The 17,683-nt window shown below is 55.5% G+C and carries 18 protein-coding genes; 9 read left to right on the forward strand and 9 right to left on the reverse strand.

Annotated elements, in window-relative coordinates; genetic code table 11:
- Positions 1-39: 39 nt before the first annotated feature.
- From HMPREF2651_RS05595 to HMPREF2651_RS05630, 9 genes are all read right to left on the reverse strand, one after another.
- Positions 40-1,812: an ABC transporter ATP-binding protein gene (locus HMPREF2651_RS05595; protein WP_049181695.1), complete on the reverse strand. Its 1,773-nt coding sequence runs from the start codon at positions 1,810-1,812 to the stop codon at positions 40-42.
- On the reverse strand, positions 1,805-3,553 hold the full coding sequence (locus tag HMPREF2651_RS05600; RefSeq protein ID WP_049181696.1) for an ABC transporter ATP-binding protein: 1,749 nt from the start codon (positions 3,551-3,553) through the stop codon (positions 1,805-1,807). The genes HMPREF2651_RS05595 and HMPREF2651_RS05600 overlap by 8 nt, the downstream gene beginning before the upstream one ends.
- A 7-nt stretch (positions 3,554-3,560) precedes the next feature.
- Complete coding sequence (locus tag HMPREF2651_RS05605; protein WP_049181699.1) at positions 3,561-5,030, reverse strand: ABC transporter ATP-binding protein; 1,470 nt, start codon at positions 5,028-5,030, stop codon at positions 3,561-3,563.
- Positions 5,027-5,752 (reverse strand): energy-coupling factor transporter transmembrane component T family protein, encoded by a 726-nt coding sequence (locus tag HMPREF2651_RS11170; RefSeq protein WP_049181703.1) that lies wholly within the window; start codon positions 5,750-5,752, stop codon positions 5,027-5,029. The genes HMPREF2651_RS05605 and HMPREF2651_RS11170 overlap by 4 nt, the downstream gene beginning before the upstream one ends.
- Positions 5,749-6,384, reverse strand: a complete 636-nt coding sequence (locus HMPREF2651_RS05615) for an MptD family putative ECF transporter S component (RefSeq protein ID WP_049181706.1) — start codon at positions 6,382-6,384, stop codon at positions 5,749-5,751. Before HMPREF2651_RS05615 ends, HMPREF2651_RS11170 begins: the two co-directional genes overlap by 4 nt.
- A gap of 146 nt (positions 6,385-6,530) precedes the next feature.
- Positions 6,531-6,758 carry an ATP-binding protein gene (locus HMPREF2651_RS11095; RefSeq protein ID WP_343299544.1) on the reverse strand — a complete coding sequence of 76 codons (228 nt, stop codon included), beginning with the start codon at positions 6,756-6,758 and terminating at the stop codon, positions 6,531-6,533.
- Between the two features lie 85 nt (positions 6,759-6,843).
- Positions 6,844-7,077, reverse strand: coding sequence for a hypothetical protein (locus tag HMPREF2651_RS11100; protein ID WP_053088417.1), 234 nt, complete (start codon positions 7,075-7,077; stop codon positions 6,844-6,846).
- 105 nt (positions 7,078-7,182) lie between these two features.
- Positions 7,183-7,536 carry a cupin domain-containing protein gene (locus tag HMPREF2651_RS05625; RefSeq protein WP_049181708.1) on the reverse strand — a complete coding sequence of 118 codons (354 nt, stop codon included), beginning with the start codon at positions 7,534-7,536 and terminating at the stop codon, positions 7,183-7,185.
- Between the two features lie 2 nt (positions 7,537-7,538).
- Positions 7,539-8,369, reverse strand: coding sequence for a class I SAM-dependent methyltransferase (locus HMPREF2651_RS05630; protein WP_049181710.1), 831 nt, complete (start codon positions 8,367-8,369; stop codon positions 7,539-7,541).
- Between the two features lie 679 nt (positions 8,370-9,048).
- On the opposite strand from HMPREF2651_RS05630, the gene HMPREF2651_RS05640 reads away from it, so the two are divergent.
- The 9 genes from HMPREF2651_RS05640 to HMPREF2651_RS05680 all read left to right on the forward strand — a co-directional run bounded on the left by HMPREF2651_RS05640 (position 9,049) and on the right by HMPREF2651_RS05680 (position 17,615).
- Positions 9,049-9,555, forward strand: coding sequence for an SLATT domain-containing protein (locus HMPREF2651_RS05640; protein WP_049181715.1), 507 nt, complete (start codon positions 9,049-9,051; stop codon positions 9,553-9,555).
- Between the two features lie 342 nt (positions 9,556-9,897).
- Positions 9,898-13,047 (forward strand): DUF4040 family protein, encoded by a 3,150-nt coding sequence (locus tag HMPREF2651_RS05645; protein ID WP_080972900.1) that lies wholly within the window; start codon positions 9,898-9,900, stop codon positions 13,045-13,047.
- Entirely contained in the window at positions 13,044-13,526 is a 483-nt protein-coding gene (locus tag HMPREF2651_RS05650) for a sodium:proton antiporter (RefSeq protein WP_038627412.1), read from the forward strand. The genes HMPREF2651_RS05645 and HMPREF2651_RS05650 overlap by 4 nt, the downstream gene beginning before the upstream one ends.
- Positions 13,527-13,549: 23 nt before the next feature.
- Positions 13,550-15,091, forward strand: coding sequence for a monovalent cation/H+ antiporter subunit D family protein (locus HMPREF2651_RS05655; RefSeq protein WP_049181752.1), 1,542 nt, complete (start codon positions 13,550-13,552; stop codon positions 15,089-15,091).
- Positions 15,091-15,573, forward strand: a complete 483-nt coding sequence (locus HMPREF2651_RS05660; RefSeq protein WP_038627409.1) for a Na+/H+ antiporter subunit E — start codon at positions 15,091-15,093, stop codon at positions 15,571-15,573. Before HMPREF2651_RS05655 ends, HMPREF2651_RS05660 begins: the two co-directional genes overlap by 1 nt.
- On the forward strand, positions 15,570-15,860 hold the full coding sequence (locus HMPREF2651_RS05665; protein ID WP_070585994.1) for a monovalent cation/H+ antiporter complex subunit F: 291 nt from the start codon (positions 15,570-15,572) through the stop codon (positions 15,858-15,860). The genes HMPREF2651_RS05660 and HMPREF2651_RS05665 overlap by 4 nt, the downstream gene beginning before the upstream one ends.
- A 24-nt stretch (positions 15,861-15,884) precedes the next feature.
- Complete coding sequence (locus HMPREF2651_RS05670; protein WP_048731421.1) at positions 15,885-16,226, forward strand: monovalent cation/H(+) antiporter subunit G; 342 nt, start codon at positions 15,885-15,887, stop codon at positions 16,224-16,226.
- 599 nt (positions 16,227-16,825) lie between these two features.
- On the forward strand, positions 16,826-17,128 hold the full coding sequence (locus HMPREF2651_RS05675; RefSeq protein WP_049181718.1) for a hypothetical protein: 303 nt from the start codon (positions 16,826-16,828) through the stop codon (positions 17,126-17,128).
- A 139-nt stretch (positions 17,129-17,267) separates the two neighbouring features.
- The gene (locus tag HMPREF2651_RS05680) at positions 17,268-17,615 is read left to right on the forward strand and encodes a hypothetical protein (RefSeq protein WP_049181720.1); all 348 of its coding nucleotides are present in this window, start codon (positions 17,268-17,270) and stop codon (positions 17,613-17,615) included.
- Positions 17,616-17,683 lie beyond the last annotated feature (68 nt).

The following is a 17,683-nucleotide window of genomic DNA, read 5'->3' on the forward strand; positions in this document are numbered from 1 at the left end:
CCCCCCCCCCCGCAAACAACGCCGATCTCGGTTCCCGCGTTAATCGCGTCCCGAACTGATTTTCCACCCGCGTGCTGCTTTGCGTTGCTGCCAGAAGTGACGGTAGATACCGGGGACAACGGAAAGCTCAGAATGCGTGCCCAGCTGGCTGACTTGCCCGTGTTCATCCAAGACTACGATTTGATCAGCAGATTTGATTGTATCCAGCTTATGGGCGATGACAATAAAAGTAGATTGCTCCCGTAGCTCGTCCATCGCAGCAAGGATGTTTGCCTCATTTTCTGCATCGAGCGCGGAGGTAGCCTCATCAAAGAGTACAATCGGCGCTTGCTTGAGAAGCGCGCGAGCTACAGATACGCGCTGGCGTTCACCACCGGATAGAAGCCGCCCGCCTTCACCAACAGGAGTATGCCACCCTAGGCGGTTGGCAATAGAAGTCACGCCTGAAAGATCAGCTGCGCGGAAGACTTCCTCATCGGAGGCGTCGGGACGACCAACGCGGATATTAGCGATTAACGAGTCGTCGAAGAGGTAGACATCCTGAAAGACCATGGACAGTCTGGACATTAACTGTTCGGTTCCAAGCTCGCGGATATCTACGCCGTCAACCATCACCGCCCCGGAATCTACATCCCAGAATCGCGAAATAAGGCGCGCAATTGTGGTCTTTCCGGAGCCAGAAGGACCGACAATGGCGGTAACGGTGCCTGGTCGAGCACGGAAAGCGACATCTACCAATACTGGTTTATCGCCGTATCCAAACGTGACATTACGCAGCTCTACACTTCCCGAACCATCGCCTGGGCGCGGAGTAGTGGGTTCTGGCAGGGAAGGGGCATCGGTGATGAGCTCAGTTTCTGTGAGCGCGATACGACCTGCGTCTAAACCGACGAAAGAAGAACCCAGCTGCTCAAGCGTGCGGGTAAACCTCAAGCTGATTCCGATGATCGCAATTGTTTCTAGTGGCGATAGGGCGCCTTCAACGGCAAGATCCGCGGAGACCATAATGAGAGCCACGATGAAGATCTGCACTACTATGCCGTTGAGTAGCAAAGCTAATGTGGATACCCATAGCTCGCGTATTCGTGCTTTATGGTCGATTTCTAGCGCTTGCTCTAGTGGCGCAAAAACTTGTGATTGTCCTGCCGCGCGCAGGGCTGGTTGACGGTTAGCAAATTCTACGATGCGCTGGGAGAGCTCTTTACTCGGCCCCAGTGCGCGGTTCGATGCTTTCTCACGAATCCATGCAGCCAACTGCATCACCACGAGCGCCAATGGTGCGATGATAAGAAGGACCAAGCCCAGCTTCGGGTTCCAGAAACACGCTCCTACTAACAAGGTGACAAGTGCCGCGCTATCGCGGTATATCGTTCCTTGAATATGCGCAATGGTCTCGGCCGCCACCATAAAGCGATCTGAAACGAGGCGAGATAGGCCGCCGGTATTAGCCGGTACGAACCAGCCGAGCGGTAGCGTTGCTAATTTATCACCCACAGTCGTGTGCGCGGCTCGGATGAAATCCAAGGCCGTGTGGTAAGAGGCCATGGTTGCGAAAAATCGTAGCGCAAAAGCTACGAGCGCAATTGCCAAAAGCGTCCACATCCATGGTGCGATCGTCGTATCCCCATCGAGTGCCTTTGTAAGTGGCACGAGCGTGAGAACGGCGAGGCCATCAAGCACGCCAACGATAAGCGATAGACAAGCATACCTTTTATTGAGCTTATGGCCTACAGGACTTTGCAGCTTTTTGACACTGCGAGTGAGTAGCGGATCACGACGACGCGAACTAGCAGGCGTAGTGGCATTAGACATGAGAATTATCCTTCATAGGCTTGAGGCAGATTATTTGGTCTGCGCCTTGGATGGACTCCGGCTTGTGGGCGATGACTAAGACGGTCTTGCCTCTGACGAGTGTGGCTAGAGCTGCTTGAATTTCTGCTTCGCACTCAGGATCAGTTGCCGCAGTAGCTTCATCCAGGATCAAGATTGGGGCATTGGTAATGATTGCCCGGGCGATAGAAATGCGTTGCTGTTGTCCACCGGATAAAGAGGTGTCCTCACCAACAACGGTGTCGAGCCCAGCCGGTAAAGCGCGAATATCAGCAGCTATGTGCGCAGCCTCTGCGGCTTGCCAGATCTCTTCATCGCGGGCTTCTGGGCGTGCAAGGCGAATGTTTTCCCGAATACTCATACGCAGTAAGTGAGGATCTTGTAAGACGAAAGCCACAGTGCGGTACAAACTGTCGAAAGTGAGATCACGGATATCCACGTTGTTGATAGTGATTGTGCCCGAATCTGGATCCTGGAAACGCGCCAGCATCGTTGCTGCTGTGGATTTGCCAGACCCGGAGGGGCCAATCAATGCCGTGACAGTGCCTGCATTTAGTTGCGCAGAAAAGTCTTGGAGGACTGGTGTGTCTGGGGCGTAGCTAAAGCTGACCTTATGGAACTCCACCTCCATGTCTTGACTACTGGCATCGAGGCTCTTTTGGCCTTCTTTCACATGGGAAATTGTCATGACTTCATCAAGGCGCAACGCCGCATTGCCAGCGAGCTGGTAAGACCACATCATTTGGCCGACGGTTTGAATCGTGCCCGGGAGCACCAGCGCAATTAACGTTGTTGCGATGACTTCAGCGACCGTGACATAGCCACCAGCTATCAGCAGGGAACCGACTCCTACATTGATAAGGATGAGGACAGGAACCGCCACCACAGACTCTGAGATTGCGCTAACACGCAGAAGCGGACGTACCCACTCGTAATAGAATTCCGCGAATTTTTGGGCAGCTTCGCGATATCGAGCGTGGGCTTTGCCAACGGTGCCGAAAGCCTTGACGACGGAAATACCTTCGGAGAACTCCACCGCAGTCGCAGAGACCTCACCCAGATAATTATCCATTTCCGCAGTTTTTGTGCCCATATCTTTCATTGAATACGCTTGGATTGCTAGGAAAATGGGCACAGTGGCAATAGAAAGTAGACCAAGGCGCCAATCCAAGATAAAGGCATAAACCAGAAGCGCGAGGGGCGTAAAGATCGCGGCGACCTTCTCTACAGGAGCATGGGCTGTCAGGGTGTGCAGAGTTAACGTATCGTCCTCGACGGCTTTGCGGACTTTGCCGGAATTAGTCTGGCTAAACCACGAGAGTGGTGCTTTCGCAATAGCGGTAATAATTCGGCGCCGGTTAATCCCCACCAGCTTTGCATCAGCGAAGTGGGTGATTGCAAGGGCAAGGAAATAGAAGAATAGCTGGCCCAAAAATGCAGCAAGTAGCCATTTCACAATGGACGCGACGTCATCAGTATTGCCGTCGATTAGAGCATTTCCCAGTGCCACCAACGCGACGTATGGTGCTACGGCGAGTACCGAGGATATAAGCGCGAGAAACTGTGCAAAGTAGATGGTTGTTTGCACTGGGGCCAGTAGTTTTTTTAGAGCGACCTGGCCGGCTTTATGTTTTGCGCGAGCCTCTTCTTCCGGTGACGCACCGTGTGATTCTGGTGCGTGGGTTCCGCTTGATTCTGTGGAACTTTGTTTTAGTTCAGACATTTCTTTCTCAATTCTTGTTGATGTCAGTCATATCGATGATTCTGGTGACTGATTCTTGGATGAATTCGTGGTCATGGGTGATGACGATGACCACTGCTCCGCTTGCTGCAAGAGATCGAAGTAGCGCAGAGATGGATTGCAGTTGGCGCCAGCCCACGCCAGAGGTAGGTTCATCGAAGATGTAGATCGCTGCTTGCTCGGCTTGGGCTGAAGCTATGGCTAAGCGTTGCCGTTGCCCACCGGACAGAGACTGCGGATGCCGTTGAGCCATTCCTGCCAGATCGAGGCGATGGAGAATCTCATTGACATCGATGTGGTCCCGCTTCTTCTTTGCCAGTCCGAGCGTGACTTCTTCTTCGGTGGTGGCTGCGAATAATTGGCGGCCAACATCTTGCATCACCATGTACGCGGCACGTCTGCGGGCAGCCGCTCCTACTCGTTTGCTGTTCAAACGGAGACTACCGCCGCGTTTGGGAGAAGCAAGACCACAAATGATCCTAGCGAGAGTGGTTTTTCCAGCGCCGTTGGGCCCGATTAAGGCGGTGACTTCGCCGCTGGGGAAAAATGCGTGGTCAATGTTTAACACCTCATGTGTGCCATAAGAAAAACAGATGTTACTTAGCTCGAGTCCGCTCCGCTGGGGATCGGCGTTTTCGAGCGTGGGTGGTACCGGCACGCTCGCGGGCAGGGGAACGTGGTGTAAGCTGCGTAGCCCCAATTGTTTGCGTTCGGGTTCGTCTAAGGCATAAAACTCCTGAGCGTGGAAACTCCGCGTTATTTTTCCCTGAGTCAAGTAAATAACTTGGTCAGCGATATCTTTTAAGAAAAAGAGGCGGTGATCAGCGATAATGATCGTTGTGCCTAATTCCTTCAAGCGGTGTAGCACGCGTGCAAGAATATCGATGCTTTCCATGGAGAGATTGGACGTGGGTTCATCGAGAAGCACGAGACTGCCCGGGGACACAAGCGCGCATGCGCATGCCACGGTTTGTAACTGTCCACCGGATAATTCTTTGAATCGCCGGCCCCGAAGATCGTTAATGCCTAGTAGCTCGACCGCTGATTGAATCCTCGACTCAATTTCTTTGGGATCTACACCAAGGTTTTCTAGCCCGAAGGCCAATTCTGCATTGACGCTTTCAGTGAAAAATTGTGTCCTTGGATTCTGGAATACTGAGGCGCTGAACTCGATGGCTCGGGACAGCGGTTCTTCCGCAGGGGTAAAAGCCTGGTCATCCTTTATAATAGTGATGGTGCCTAGTAGCTCTCCTGGATTGAAATGGGGGATGAGTCCGTTGATCAACTTGAGTACCGTGGACTTTCCCGATCCGGAATCACCGGTAATCAGTAGACACTGTCCTGGAGAGACAGAAAAAGACACATCAGATACACCTTGAATGCCTGGTCGAGCTCCCAATGGATATGTAAAAGAAACGTTGTGGGCGTCTACACTGGTTGCGATACTGCGTTCGTTCATAAGTGGACCTCCGTGGGAAGCCAGACAGAGGCAACAACGAGGCCCAACCCAGCTAGTGCAGTTGCATCGACAAGCTTGAAGGAAAGATCGGCGGTGGTGGTTGGGCGTGCGGGTCCTCCCAATCCCCGGACAAGAGCAGAGGCAGCGAGCTCATCACCAGCGCGGACGACGGCACCTAATAAGGGGATGACCAGCATCGCGGACGATTGTGTGGGCTGTGTGATCCAGCTTTTTACTCCAGGCTGGAGACCCCGAAGGACCATGGCATCGCGGATGGCTTTGGCTTCTGCCACGATGATCGGCAAAACGCGCAGGAATACCGCCGGTGGAATGGTGACCCAGCCTGGTAAACGCAGGTCCCGCAGTGCTGAGGTCAACGTGGATGGTGTGAGAGTGAGCAAGCCGAATGCGCCGATGGACATGCTGATGACAAAACGGCTTAGCCACGAAAAAATTGCCGCTGAAAAAGCGAAAAATGTGGAGCCAGGAAGCTGTAATAGGCCCCAATACCCTAGATAGGATAATGCAAAAGCGCACAGGCAAATAAGACCATAGTGTGGCTTTACTGTAGCTAGTGCGATGGAGCTGAAGGCGATAGAAATCAGCAGTGTCGGTAGGTGGCCGTGGCTGAGAGCTACCGCATTGATTACTAGAACAGAAAGCAGCACGGTCCGTGGATCGATCGAAGATCGACGAAGCACGCCCTGTTTTTGCAGGCTCACAGGAGACCAGCGCTTTCAAAGTGTTTGCGGCTGACGCGAACTCCGACCTTTCCGCCGATAAAGCCGACGATGAGCGCACAAATGGCCAGTACTCCAATGGTCCATGGCTGGAAGATATCCGACATAGCATCGGCATATTCTTGCCCCATTTGGTCTGCGATATCGACGTAGTAGGAGTCCGTATCCAGAATTAGCGGGATAAAAGGCAAAGAAATCCAGACACAGAAGACGCCGTAGGCAATAGGGAAGGACTTGGCAATACTGAGGTGGCTTTTTGTAATAATCAAATCCGCGATAAACCCTAGAATTATGCTTCCCAGCAGGGTCCAGAAGTAGTGTCCGGTGAGCATGAATGCTAGTCCGTTAATACCACCGACGAGGGTGAAAGCACCCATTTTGGGCGTGCGGGCGGCATAAAGCGCTAGCACGATTCCGTTTGCGATTGCCGCGATGAACCATCCAATAAACATGAATTGTGGTCCTGCGAATCCAATCATTCCGCTTACAAAGGTGATCACAAAGTAAAGTGCAGCAAAGATGCCAGCGTTGATGAGATCTCTGGTGTTTAAACGTGCCGTCAACCCACTGGATGAGCTTGTACTCCGTGTGGGCGTAGAGGACTGTTGGGTCATAGTAAACCTCGATTCCTGAATAGCAAGCAAGGTAAGGCTCACCTAAGATGTATAATACTTTTTATATACTGTTTCTAGTTTTGATCTGAAGATTCACCGTTAATGGGGGTGAATGCAGATAAGCGGTTTTAGGGATCATAGAATAACTATGGGTCGGGCTGGTTTTTAGGATCGGCCCAGATCAAGACATCAATGTTGATCAGTTTGCGCATCAGATTGAGATAGGTTTGGTCAGTCGGTGAGAAGACCGCCAACATGTCAACGAGCTGATCTAGCCGGTAGTAGGCCACCGAGTAGTCTGCTTGGCAGGCCGCAACACCAAGAGCACAGGCAATATACGTTTTGCCGGCCCCAATCGGGGCGAGGATATGAATGTTGGTTGGGTTTTACCGCCAGTTCGTTGCCGCGATTCTCTTCAACTGCCGCAGGTTGATACCTCGTTCTTCTGCCCTGGTAATTTCAGCCAGGCTGGCGTTTGGAGTAGCGGAACTTGGCTAGGCTGATTGCTTTGGCGATATTGCGTTGTTGGCGTTGCGCATAGGCTTCGTCGACTGCTGCGAGGAAAAATGTCTTCTGGCAGGGGTCGGCATAGGCTTCGTCGCTGACGATCTCGTAGAAGATATCCGCAAATGTAGATACGCGGAGTTTGCGCATTTTCGCCCGCATCACTTCACCATCAATTGTGTGCAACATGCACTAAAGCAGCTTGGTCGGCCACACCCTTTTGAATACTGCTTAAAGTCAACGCGCAGGAGCGGGCAGAACAGGTCCGCTCCTGCGCGAATTGATGTCAATTACTTAGTTCGCCGGTGGTCGGCTCATCATGTAAAGCACCATTTTTGCTTTGGTTAGTGCTTTAACCGCATGTGGTAGGCGCGTAGGAAAATGCACCATTCCACCGGGACGCAACGTCACCGTTTTACCGTCCCCGCTGATTTCGATTTCACCTTCAAGGGCTTGAACAATCACTGGCATCGCGGCGGTGTGCTCGGATAGTTCCTCTCCCTCGTCGAACGAGAACAACACCACGTTCACCCCCTCAGCGCGCATTAGCGTTGTAGAAGTGGTTGAGTTCGGACAATACTCAACGCGCTGCGCAAGGTTTTCAATAAACCCCAGTGCGCCGGCTGATGATGGTTTGAGTTCAGTCATAATCAGCTCTCCTTTGCTTCCAGGTTAGCGGCGGGTTTGCGCGCGACGATAGCGATGCCGGTTAAACTGTCGCGGTATTCGTTGAACGTTGCGCGCATATCCAATATACGGCGACGCAACTCCTTATCACGCGCAACGTTACGCATAATTCGCGCAACTCCGACTATGCCTTCATCGGCTAGATTACGACGTGGGGACAGCAAAGCCATCGGCTCATACCCCACCCACTCGATACAAAAACCCGCCTGCTCTAACAATCCGCACCATTCACTGCAAGTAAGAGGGCGAGCATTAACCCTAATCGTGCGGGCTAGGCGCTGTCGCAACTGGTCCGCAAGCGCCGCGTCTATGCTGTCAGGGGTGAGTCCAAGTTCGTGGATCGCATAGCAACCGCCTGGTTTAAGCAGTCGGAACGCTTCGGCGATGATCCCTCGCTTGCCTTTATCGCCTTGCATGGTCAGCATCGCTTCACCAACCACAACCTGAACTGATTCGGACTCAAGGCCGGTGTCTTGCGCATTGGCATTTACAACTGTGCCCCTCGGCCCAACAACGGCCTGCACTCGTGCGACGGCATCTGGATCTTGATCCACGCCCGTGTAGGAGGCGATTCCTTGCTCAAGCATGAGCATGGCCGTACGTCCCAATCCTGGAGCGAATTCCAACACTTTCTTGCCAGATAGATCGGCCGCATCCAACAATCGATTCGTTAGTTTCAATCCACCCGGGCGTAAAACTCGCTTGCCAGCCCGGGCAAGCACCCAATGGCCTGCCGCAACATGAGTTGACCGGTCATTTTGCGGAAGGCGGGGTTCATTTTTATTTGTGCCCATAATACCAACATTACCAGAGCCGCTTAGGCAAGCCTAACCTAAGGGTCGTGTTGTGTTGTTAGAGAGGATTGCGCAGACTCACTCAGCGCCCTCACCATTAGAAAAGACGTATTACAAACATAACGAGGGAGCGAGTCGCCATATGCGAGCGATCTCCAACGCCGCCCACAAAAATCTTCACCTCGGTTTTTCTGGGGCCCCAAAATCTGGGCATATTTGCAAAAATGGAAGTTTTGTAAATAGGGCTTAGTTGAATGTGTGCTATTTGCTAAAGATCTTGTTCTTTTGCAACTTCGAAACATGGTCGATAAAACGTTAGGAATAAGATGATGGGAACCTACAAGCCGCTGCGTGTCTTGTTTCATAAGACCAACTTGGACGCTGCCAGTGCTGTCAATGCAGAACGTAAAAACCGTCTGAATAATCCTGCGACCGTAAAGTACCCGTACCACGTTGGAAATAACCCCCTATTCGCTGTTCTCACTCGCAACATCTATGAGTTGTCGGAAACCATATAGAAAACAGAACAGGAAATTCGCGAAGCGTGGAATGTGTTACCTGGCGTGACACAAAATCACTATTTCTACACGCTTCTAGTCGGAGCTCTACGCAGACATCAGCCTTCGTGCCGTTTATAGCGACGACCCAGAACCAGCGCAGATGTGGAGGTTGATTTACGTTGACAAATTCCCAGCAGCATGAACGCGACGTGCTCTACTCACAAATTGAGAATGGATATGGGAGCGTAGTCTACTCTCACGCTGCACAAGAAGAGCAACGCACACGACTCCCCCGGACCGAACACCGTATCAAAGTGGCCCAGATTGTGCTGTCCGCGCTTTCAGCCGCTGGACTGGTAGGAGTGTTCTTTACCCTGCAGATTTGGATAGCCTCCATCACTGCGGTTATCACCTTCTTCCTGCTGGTTCTCAACTCGTACAGCTTCCGGCTCGAGATCGGAGCCAAGGCAGCACGACACCGCAAAGCCGGTGATCAACTGTGGCTCCTTATACGAAAGTACTTGTCCCTTCTGGTAGATTTCCCAGAGCTCGACATCGCCGAAGCCCGGAAGCGTCGTGACGTGCTGATAGCAGGGACCGCTGAGGCCTACTGCAATGCGGAACGTACCGATGATAAGAGTTTCAGTACCGCCCAAAAACCCTTAAAAGAGTACGGACTGAAGTAATTCACCAGAGAAGAACTCAACAAGCTTTTGCCGGAGGCACTTCAGAAATAGCCCCTCAACCCGAACTTGACAACGCAAGCTACAATCAGCACCCGGTAGGGCTATTTTTGCCATAACCGCAGTCACTAACTTGAAGCAGCCCACCGCCAACTTGAAGCAGCCCACCGCCGCCGCCCATCACCCGTTCATTTATTTATTCACTACTGGATCCAGGAAAACTGCATCCGCACAGCCTTACCCCACTCCCCCAAATGCCCCTTTCACCCCGCGTAGAGCAATTTCGTGGCTGTTAGTCTGTAGAAGTACGAACTTTTTTAACAGCAATGTGAAAGTAGCCCCCAAGTGACGCACCTGGCAGCAGCTCTGGCATCAGCCAGCTCCTTTACAGCCAGTCCGCCGTCGGCGACCGCACCACCAGACCAGACATTGGCTTCTGAGTTTGCGTCCGGCGGCGTATCGGCAACATTGAATTCTTTAGATTCCGTTCTTTCTGCCCCGGCAACTATTACCGCCCAAGCAAGCAGCTCCGCAGAGCACGCGACAACGCTCGCAGCCCAAGCAGCTCAAGCCACCCAAGCCTCCACCGACAGCCTGACCCTCCTTTCGGTCCCGCTGTTGGTCGCGGTTGCCCTGGCGCTGACCCCGCTGTTTGTGAAGCTCCTTGGTCGTCACGCAGGCTGGCCCATCGTCGCGTTTTTTCTCGCGTCGGTGGTCCAGCTTTCGCGTGTAACGGGCGATATCCTCGACGGCACCACCTTCACCTGGTCCCGCGTCTGGTCCCCGGAGCTAAACGCGGCGTTTGCGCTGAAGCTCGATCCTCTCTCCATGGTGTTCAGTTTCTTGGCGCTGTTGGTGGGCTCGATAGTCTTCATCTACTCCACCGCGTATTTGCCGCCTAAGAAGTCCGCGATGAGCTTCTACGTCCTGATGACGGCGTTCATGCTGGCGGTTTTGCTCCTCGTGCTTGCCGACGACATCATGCTCCTCTTCATTGGGTGGGAGCTGGTCTCGATGGCGTCGTTCCTGCTCATTGCAAGGTCGGGCTCGTCGGGCGAGTTGGGCTCGTTGCGCACACTCCTGCTGACCTTCACCGGCGGCCTGCTGCTTCTGGCCGCCCTCGGCGGTGCTGTGTGGCTGACCGGTTCCACGAACCTCACCGAGGTTTTGGCTTCGCCTGAGTGGGAGGCCAGCCCGGCAGCACGCAGTCTCATTGCCGCGCTGGTGGCCCTGGGTGCTTTCACGAAGGCAGCTCAGTTCCCTTTCCACGCCTGGCTTCCAGAGGCCATGGCGGCAGCAACTCCCGTCTCGGCTTTCTTGCACGCAGCGGCCGTCGTCAAGGCGGGCGTTTACCTGCTGATGCGTTTTTCCACGGTCTTCGCGGACGTGCGCGTGTGGCAGTTGCTGCTGATTGTCATGGGTATGTGGACGGCTGTTGCCACGGCCTACTTTGCGTTGCAGCAGACTGACTTGAAGAAGCTGATTGCGTACTCGACGGTCTCGCAGTTGGGTTGGATTGTCGCCACGATTGGTGTGGGCACGAAGTTCGCCATTATGGCTGCGGTTGTGCACACCATTGCGCATGCGATGTTTAAGTCTTCGCTGTTCATGATGGCTGGCGTGGTTGATCACCAGGCGGGCACGCGCGACATTCGTCGCTTGGGTCCGCTGTGGAAGCAGATGCCGTGGAGCTTTGGCTCGATGATTTTCGGTGCGGCATCGATGGCGGCAATTCCGCCGTTTTTCGGCTTCATGTCGAAGGAGGGCATGCTGACCGCATTCGAGGGCGCACCTTTGACCAACACCGGCGTGGTCATCCTGCTGACAGTGGCGGCAATTGGTGCGATTGGTACTTTCGCGTACTCGGCACGCTTGGTGTTCGGTGCGTTCGTGGATGGTCCGCGCAACGTTGACCACATCACTGAGGCCCCGATTTCGCTGTGGCTTCCGGCCGCCATCCCTGGCGTGCTGAGCCTGCCTGCAGCCTTCGCTGCCGGCGCTATTTTGAACCGTCCGTTGGACCGCGTGGCGGATACGGTCGGTCAGCTTCCGGCTGGCACGACTCAGGAATCGCACTTGAGCCTGTGGCACGGAATAAATGTGCCGCTGATTATCTCTGTGATTGTGCTGGCTGTCGGCGTGGGCTTCATCTTCACTCGCGCTCGCGTAGGCGCTGTCATGGCCGACCGCAAGCTCTTCCCGTTCACTGGCGTGGAGGCAATCAATGCGTCGCTGAGCGTCTCGCAGCGCGTGGGTCGCGTGCTGGCGAAGGTGGCGCGTTCGCATCAGCCGTCGCGTCACCTGTTGCCGCTGCTTGGTTTGCTCGCGGTGTACGCCCTGGCCATTGCAATCGCTCCGGGTGTCGGTGGCGCTCCTGTGCTGCCGAAGATCGACGGCATCGATCACCTGACCGATCTGATTCCGCTGGTCGTTGTCCTGATTGGTGTGTGGGCCACGCTTCGGGCAAAGAACCGTCTACAGGCGGCTGTGCTGCTCAGCGTCACCGGTGTTGGTGTCACGTTGCAGATTCTCCTGCTGGGCGCACCAGATGTGGCATTGACGCAGTTCATGGTGGAAATCCTGACTGTCGTGCTGATGATGCTGGTGCTGCGCTTCCAGCCTCGCGCGTTCTCTGAGACCTCAAAGAACCGCCAGGCTTCCGCCGCGGTCGTGGCAGTTGCCGTGGGCTTGGCTACGTTCGGCGCGGTGTGGTTCCTCACTGGCCGTCGTCAGTTGCCTGAGGTTGCGCAGTGGTACATCGACAACACTGAGAAGGTCACGGGCGAAACCAATATTGTCAACGTGATCCTGGTTGAGTTCCGTGCTTTCGATACCATGGGTGAGCTGGCGGTTCTCGGTATGGCGGGCGTCGCGATGGCAGCGGTTGTCACGTCGATGCCTCGCTTCCCGCACCTGCTCGATCAGCCCTCCCCGCTTGCGGAGCCCGCTCTGAACTCCATCATGATGCGCTGGCTGGTCCGCTGGCTGTCGCCGGTTCTGTTCGCCCTGTCTGCGGTCGTTCTCTATCGCGGCGGTACGGCTCCGGGCGGCGGCTTCAACGCCGCACTGATTGGCGCCGCTGCAGTGATGTTGATCTACCTGTCCAAGGACCGCGACGAGCTGGTCTTTGGCAAGAAGACCCCGGTTGTGCTCAGCGCTGCTGGCGTCATCACAGCCATCACCACGGGCTTCATCGGGTTCGCCAAGGGGTCGTTCTTGGCACCGCTGTATGGCGAGTTCCTGGGTCAGCACCTCACCACGGCATTGCTTTTCGACGTCGGCGTGTACCTGGCCGTCATCGGCATTGTGGCGACCGCACTGAATCTCCTGGGCGGCCCGAACCGTCCTGGGGTGACCGGGTCGGACGATGTGATGCAGGATCTCTACTCAGACCGCTCTAGCTTGCGGGTGCCGCCGGAGATGGGCGTGTTCGCCTCAGAAGCGGAAAGTGCTCCCGCCCCAGCTCATGCCACCGTTGAGGAGGCCAAGAAGTGATTATCGCCATCATGGCTGCCGTCCTCGCTGGCGGTGGCACGTACCTGGTGCTACAGCGCGGCATGCTGCGCACCATTATCGGTATGACTCTGATTTCCCATGCCGCTAACCTGATTATCTTGTCCACGGGTGTCGGCGCCTGGCGCGGCGAGCCGCTGCTGGGCAACGAAGCCACTGCGGGCGCTGGCGCTGCCGAGCAGATGGCTGACCCGTTGCCGCAGGCATTCGTGCTGACGGCCATCGTGATCACCATGGCTGTGACCGCGTTCATGCTGGCACTGGCTGGTTTGGGCCGTGACGACGATACCCGTATCCATGAGGATCGCGAGGCTATGCGACAGCTGTCGACGGCTGGTCGTCGTGCGGGTAAGAATGTTCCGGCGGACTCGGACTCCACGGTCACCGGTACCCCAGGGGTCTCTTCGGCTCCGAACAAGTTCCCGCGCGAGACTCCTTTCGGCGGTGACGAGAAATGGTAGAAGCCTCTGCAATGACCTCTGCAATGTCCCCTTCAACTTTGTCTTCGCTACTGCCACTGTTTGCGGCACTGCCGCTGATTTTGTCGGCAGTCACAGCCATCCTGCCGAAGCTGTGGATGCGCGCGACGATGGGCATCGCCGTTCCGGCCCTATCGTCGCTGGCTGCATTTTGGGTGATGTTCTACGTCACTGAAAACGGCCCGGTCGGCCACGGCGTGGGCGCGTTCCCCGGTGGTATCTCGATTCCTTTCCTGGCGGACACGTTCTCCATGCTGATGCTGGGTGTGGCTGCCGCTGTGGTTGCCATCGGTAACTGGTTCGCCCACGTCGCGGGTGAAAACACCTCTCGTTTCTTCCCTTCCCTGACGCTGATGATGCTGTCCGGCATGTCGGGTGCTTTCCTGACTGCCGACCTGTTCAACTTCTTCGTGTTCATGGAGGTCATGCTGCTGCCCTCCTACGGCCTGATTGTGGTCACCGGTACCTGGCACCGCCTGGCTGCTGGCCGTAACTTCGTGCTGGTCAACCTCTTGACCTCCACGGTGTTGCTGATTGGTGTCGCGCTGATCTACGGCTCGGCGGGCAATGTGAACATCGCAATGCTGGCCGACATGGCCAGCAAGGGCGGCCCTGGCGGCACGGGTGTGGTCGCGTTGGGCATTGTCATCATCGCACTGTGTGTGAAGGCTGGTTTGGTTCCGGCGCACACGTGGTTGCCTAGGACGTACCCGTCGACAAGCCCTGCGGTGATGGCGCTGTTCTCTGCGGTGCATACGAAGGTGGCGGTGTACATGCTCTTCCGCATCTACGTCGTGATTGTGGGCATGAACCCCTCCTGGCACTGGCCGATCATTATCATCATGGCGATCTCGATGCTGGTTGGCGCGTTTGCTGGTCTCGCCGAGAACACCATGCGTGAGGTGCTCGCCTACCAGATGGTCACGGGTATGCCGTTCATTCTGATTGTGCTGGCGTTCACGGATGCTAACGACGGCCAGGGCGCCAAGGCAGCACTGGCTGCGGGTATTTTCTACGCGATCCACCACATGGTGACTGTCGGTGCCCTCATCCTGGGCTCCGGTGCGGTGGAAGAGACCTACGGTACGGGTACGCTCTCCAGGCTTTCTGGGCTTGCCCGCCGCGACCAAGCAGTCGCTTGGGTGATGGCGGCGATGAGCTTCTCCATTGTTGGTTTCCCGCCATTTTCCGGTGTGTGGGGCAAGGTGGGCATTGTCTTTGCCTCTGCCGCTACTGGCGATGCCCGTTCGATTATTGCAATCACCGCAATCATCGTGGCCTCGCTGGGCTCGCTGCTGGCCATGATTCGGCTGTGGCGCGCGGTCTTCTGGGGCCGCCCCATGCAGGGTGTGGACGATTCCGTTCGCGTTCCGGGCGCGCTGGTTGCGCCGTCCGCCATGCTGGCAATTGTTTCTGTGGCAATGTTTGTCGCGGTCGGTGCCGTCACTTGGGCGACTACCGGTGCGGCTGATGCGCTGCTGAATATTGATGGCTACCGCGAGGCCACTCTCGGCGGGGTTGAAAACGCCATCGGAGGTATTTACTGATGAAGTTCCTGCATGTTATCCGCTATTCCCTCTGGCTGGTCTGGCAGGTTGTTGTGGCTGCGACGGACGTGGTGCGCGATACGCTGCGCTCGCACCAGAAGCAGCAGCCGGTGCTCATTGGGCTGCCGCTGCGTGTGACGTCTGACCTTGAGGTCACTCTCTTTGCCGAGTCCATCACCATGACTCCTGGCACGCTAGTCTGCGGTGTCCGTGAGACCGATGTGGGACGGTTGTTCATCATCCACGCAATCTTCGGTGCCGACCTGGACGCGCTGTACGACTCCCTCTACGACATGGAGGAGCACCTCGTTCCCAGCCTCCGCGATGTCCCCCGCCCGAAGGCTTTCGTCTTCGAGGAGTACAGCGCGGGCAAGTTCATTGACCCGGATGCAGTCGTCGGCGTTGCCGCTGAGGTCGACCATGGTCTGCCGCTGCCGGATGGCATTGCCTCCAAAGGCGAAGACAAAGGAGCACGCTCATGAATGACACATTGATCGAACCCACCGCAGTACAGGTAATCAGCGGCATTGGCATTGCTCTATGTTCAGTGGCGCTGCTTGTGGGCGTGGTGCTGATCTTCCGGGTCAAGGGCAATGTCTCACGCGCAGTGCTTTCCGACGCTGCCTTCTACCCCATGGTGGGAGTGTTCCTCACAACTGCCATGCTGCGGACTACGGCCATCACTTTCGATATTGCAATGCTGGCGGGTCTGCTTGGCATTCTGTCGACCGTGGGCCTGGCCCGAGTTATTTCCCGTGGCCGCCGCTAAGACCGATTAAGGACGAATCGCAATATGAGTATCGCTTCAATTCTTGTAACTATATTGTTTGCCGTGCTGGTCATTGGCGGATCTTTATACCTGCTCCTGGCGGGCGTGGCCATGTGGCGCTCTAAAGATGCCTTGAGCCGGTTGAACCAGCTTTCAGCCGGAATCATGGTGGGCATCCCCGCACTGGTGATTGCCAACTTGGTCCTAGAGGCCGACCAGGGTGATCTGACGTGGGGCAAAACCCTCACCGCCATTCTGGCCATTGTTGCTGTCCTGGTCGTCGCCACCGTCGCCTCCGAGGTACTTGGACGCGCAGTGCTGGGTGCCCGTGACGGCTCCGCTGAGGACTACGCGCCGGAGCGGTAACGTGCGGCGCGGGAAACCTCCTGAATACGGCGTTACCGGGCCGTTGCCGGTCGGTTTCAGAGCGGCCTCTCAGTGCTCTCCAAGACCCCCTTTGGGCCACCCACCCTACCCAAAAGGGGGTATGTTTCCCCACACTTTTGGCCTCCCACAATGTGATGTACCTCTCATAGGATATGGGTCGCTCGTTAACCCCGTTTATGCCCCTAAATTGAGTGGCAGTTTTTGCCGTTAACTAATCTTTGGTTTCCCTTAGTTAGGGAACCCTTGGTTATCATTTTTGATGAATTCGCCGTTTGCCTGCACCTTTGTGACACCAAGAACAAAACAACCAATGCAATCCCGGTAAAGATTAGGAAAACAACACTTTTGTCATCCGATATTCAGGCAGAGGCCGGGGTCGTCCCGACCGACTCATAACCGCCCTCTTTCCAATATTTTTAGATGGATTTGAGCGAGCTTCAGGGGACACAACCAACTGGAGGCGGACCGAGCCACCTATTTTTTCATTGCAGCCCCTTGGCCCATCGGTTAACTTAATTTCTGTGAGATCGCCAAGAGCGACTCAAAATCTTTACCCCCGAGAACCTAAGGATTTTCTCATGTCCTGCTCTGCAGAAGATATCGCAACCATCCTCGAAGCCCTTCCGGCCGTCACCGTCGAGAGCCCGCTGCCGGCTTTCGAGCAGCTGGCTGGCGGCGACATCAACTTCGCTAACGTTGGTGGCGACCTGAACCTGCCGTTCGGTAACGACTTCCTGGACATCACCTCCAACGATGACTACTCCACCACCGACTCCCACGACACCGAGGTTTCCGACTTCCTGAACCCGCACACTGAGGTCGACCAGTCCAAGGACTTCGACTTCCTGAACCCGGAAATTTCTGGCATCAAGCCGAACTAAGCTCCCGGGCTTCATGGCAGGACAATAACTCTGCCAATCCTTGACACAATAAACCGCGAGTCTCTAATAAAGACTGCGGTTTATTGTTCAGTTAAAACCGATATTTTTCATTTCGTTACTGTCTAAAGGAACACCAAAAATGGACGTCACTCCTATCGTTGAGGTTCTGGAAGCAATGCCTTCCGGCCCGACCGTCAACGTCACCGTCGAGATTAACCCGACCATCGATGGTGATCTGACCCTCCTGGAAACCGGTGACTGGAACGCTCCGTTCGGCCGCGACTTCATGGACATCAACATCACGAACGATCAGTCCACCCACAATGACAACTCCACCCACGTCAGTGGTGTTGAGGCTGATAGTGTCTCCGACGCTGCCGAACAGGGTCAAGAAGTGTCCGAGTCCGCCGAAGAGTCTGACGAGGCTGCAGCTGCTCCGAAGTCGTTTTTCAACGGCTCCCCGAGCCTGCCGGGTATCGGAGCTTAATACAGCCCACACTTAGGGTTGTTCCTTAGCCGCCCCAACTGGGTCGGCGTGCAGGCAACCACAAAGCC

It is taken from the genome of Corynebacterium sp. HMSC063A05 (assembly GCF_001809695.1).
In the GTDB taxonomy this organism is placed as follows: Bacteria; Actinomycetota; Actinomycetes; order Mycobacteriales; family Mycobacteriaceae; genus Corynebacterium; species Corynebacterium amycolatum.

Coding starts and splice junctions, on each gene's coding strand:
- HMPREF2651_RS05595 (WP_049181695.1), bottom strand. CDS start 1,812: ATGTCTAATGCCACTACGCCTGCTAGTTCGCGTCGTCGTGATCCGCTA.
- HMPREF2651_RS05600 (WP_049181696.1), bottom strand. CDS start 3,553: ATGTCTGAACTAAAACAAAGTTCCACAGAATCAAGCGGAACCCACGCA.
- HMPREF2651_RS05605 (WP_049181699.1), bottom strand. CDS start 5,030: ATGAACGAACGCAGTATCGCAACCAGTGTAGACGCCCACAACGTTTCT.
- HMPREF2651_RS05615 (WP_049181706.1), bottom strand. CDS start 6,384: ATGACCCAACAGTCCTCTACGCCCACACGGAGTACAAGCTCATCCAGT.
- HMPREF2651_RS11100 (WP_053088417.1), bottom strand. CDS start 7,077: ATGTTGCACACAATTGATGGTGAAGTGATGCGGGCGAAAATGCGCAAA.
- HMPREF2651_RS05625 (WP_049181708.1), bottom strand. CDS start 7,536: ATGACTGAACTCAAACCATCATCAGCCGGCGCACTGGGGTTTATTGAA.
- HMPREF2651_RS05630 (WP_049181710.1), bottom strand. CDS start 8,369: ATGGGCACAAATAAAAATGAACCCCGCCTTCCGCAAAATGACCGGTCA.
- HMPREF2651_RS05655 (WP_049181752.1), top strand. CDS start 13,550: ATGTCCCCTTCAACTTTGTCTTCGCTACTGCCACTGTTTGCGGCACTG.
- HMPREF2651_RS05660 (WP_038627409.1), top strand. CDS start 15,091: ATGAAGTTCCTGCATGTTATCCGCTATTCCCTCTGGCTGGTCTGGCAG.
- HMPREF2651_RS05665 (WP_070585994.1), top strand. CDS start 15,570: ATGAATGACACATTGATCGAACCCACCGCAGTACAGGTAATCAGCGGC.
- HMPREF2651_RS05670 (WP_048731421.1), top strand. CDS start 15,885: ATGAGTATCGCTTCAATTCTTGTAACTATATTGTTTGCCGTGCTGGTC.
- HMPREF2651_RS05675 (WP_049181718.1), top strand. CDS start 16,826: ATGTCCTGCTCTGCAGAAGATATCGCAACCATCCTCGAAGCCCTTCCG.
- HMPREF2651_RS05680 (WP_049181720.1), top strand. CDS start 17,268: ATGGACGTCACTCCTATCGTTGAGGTTCTGGAAGCAATGCCTTCCGGC.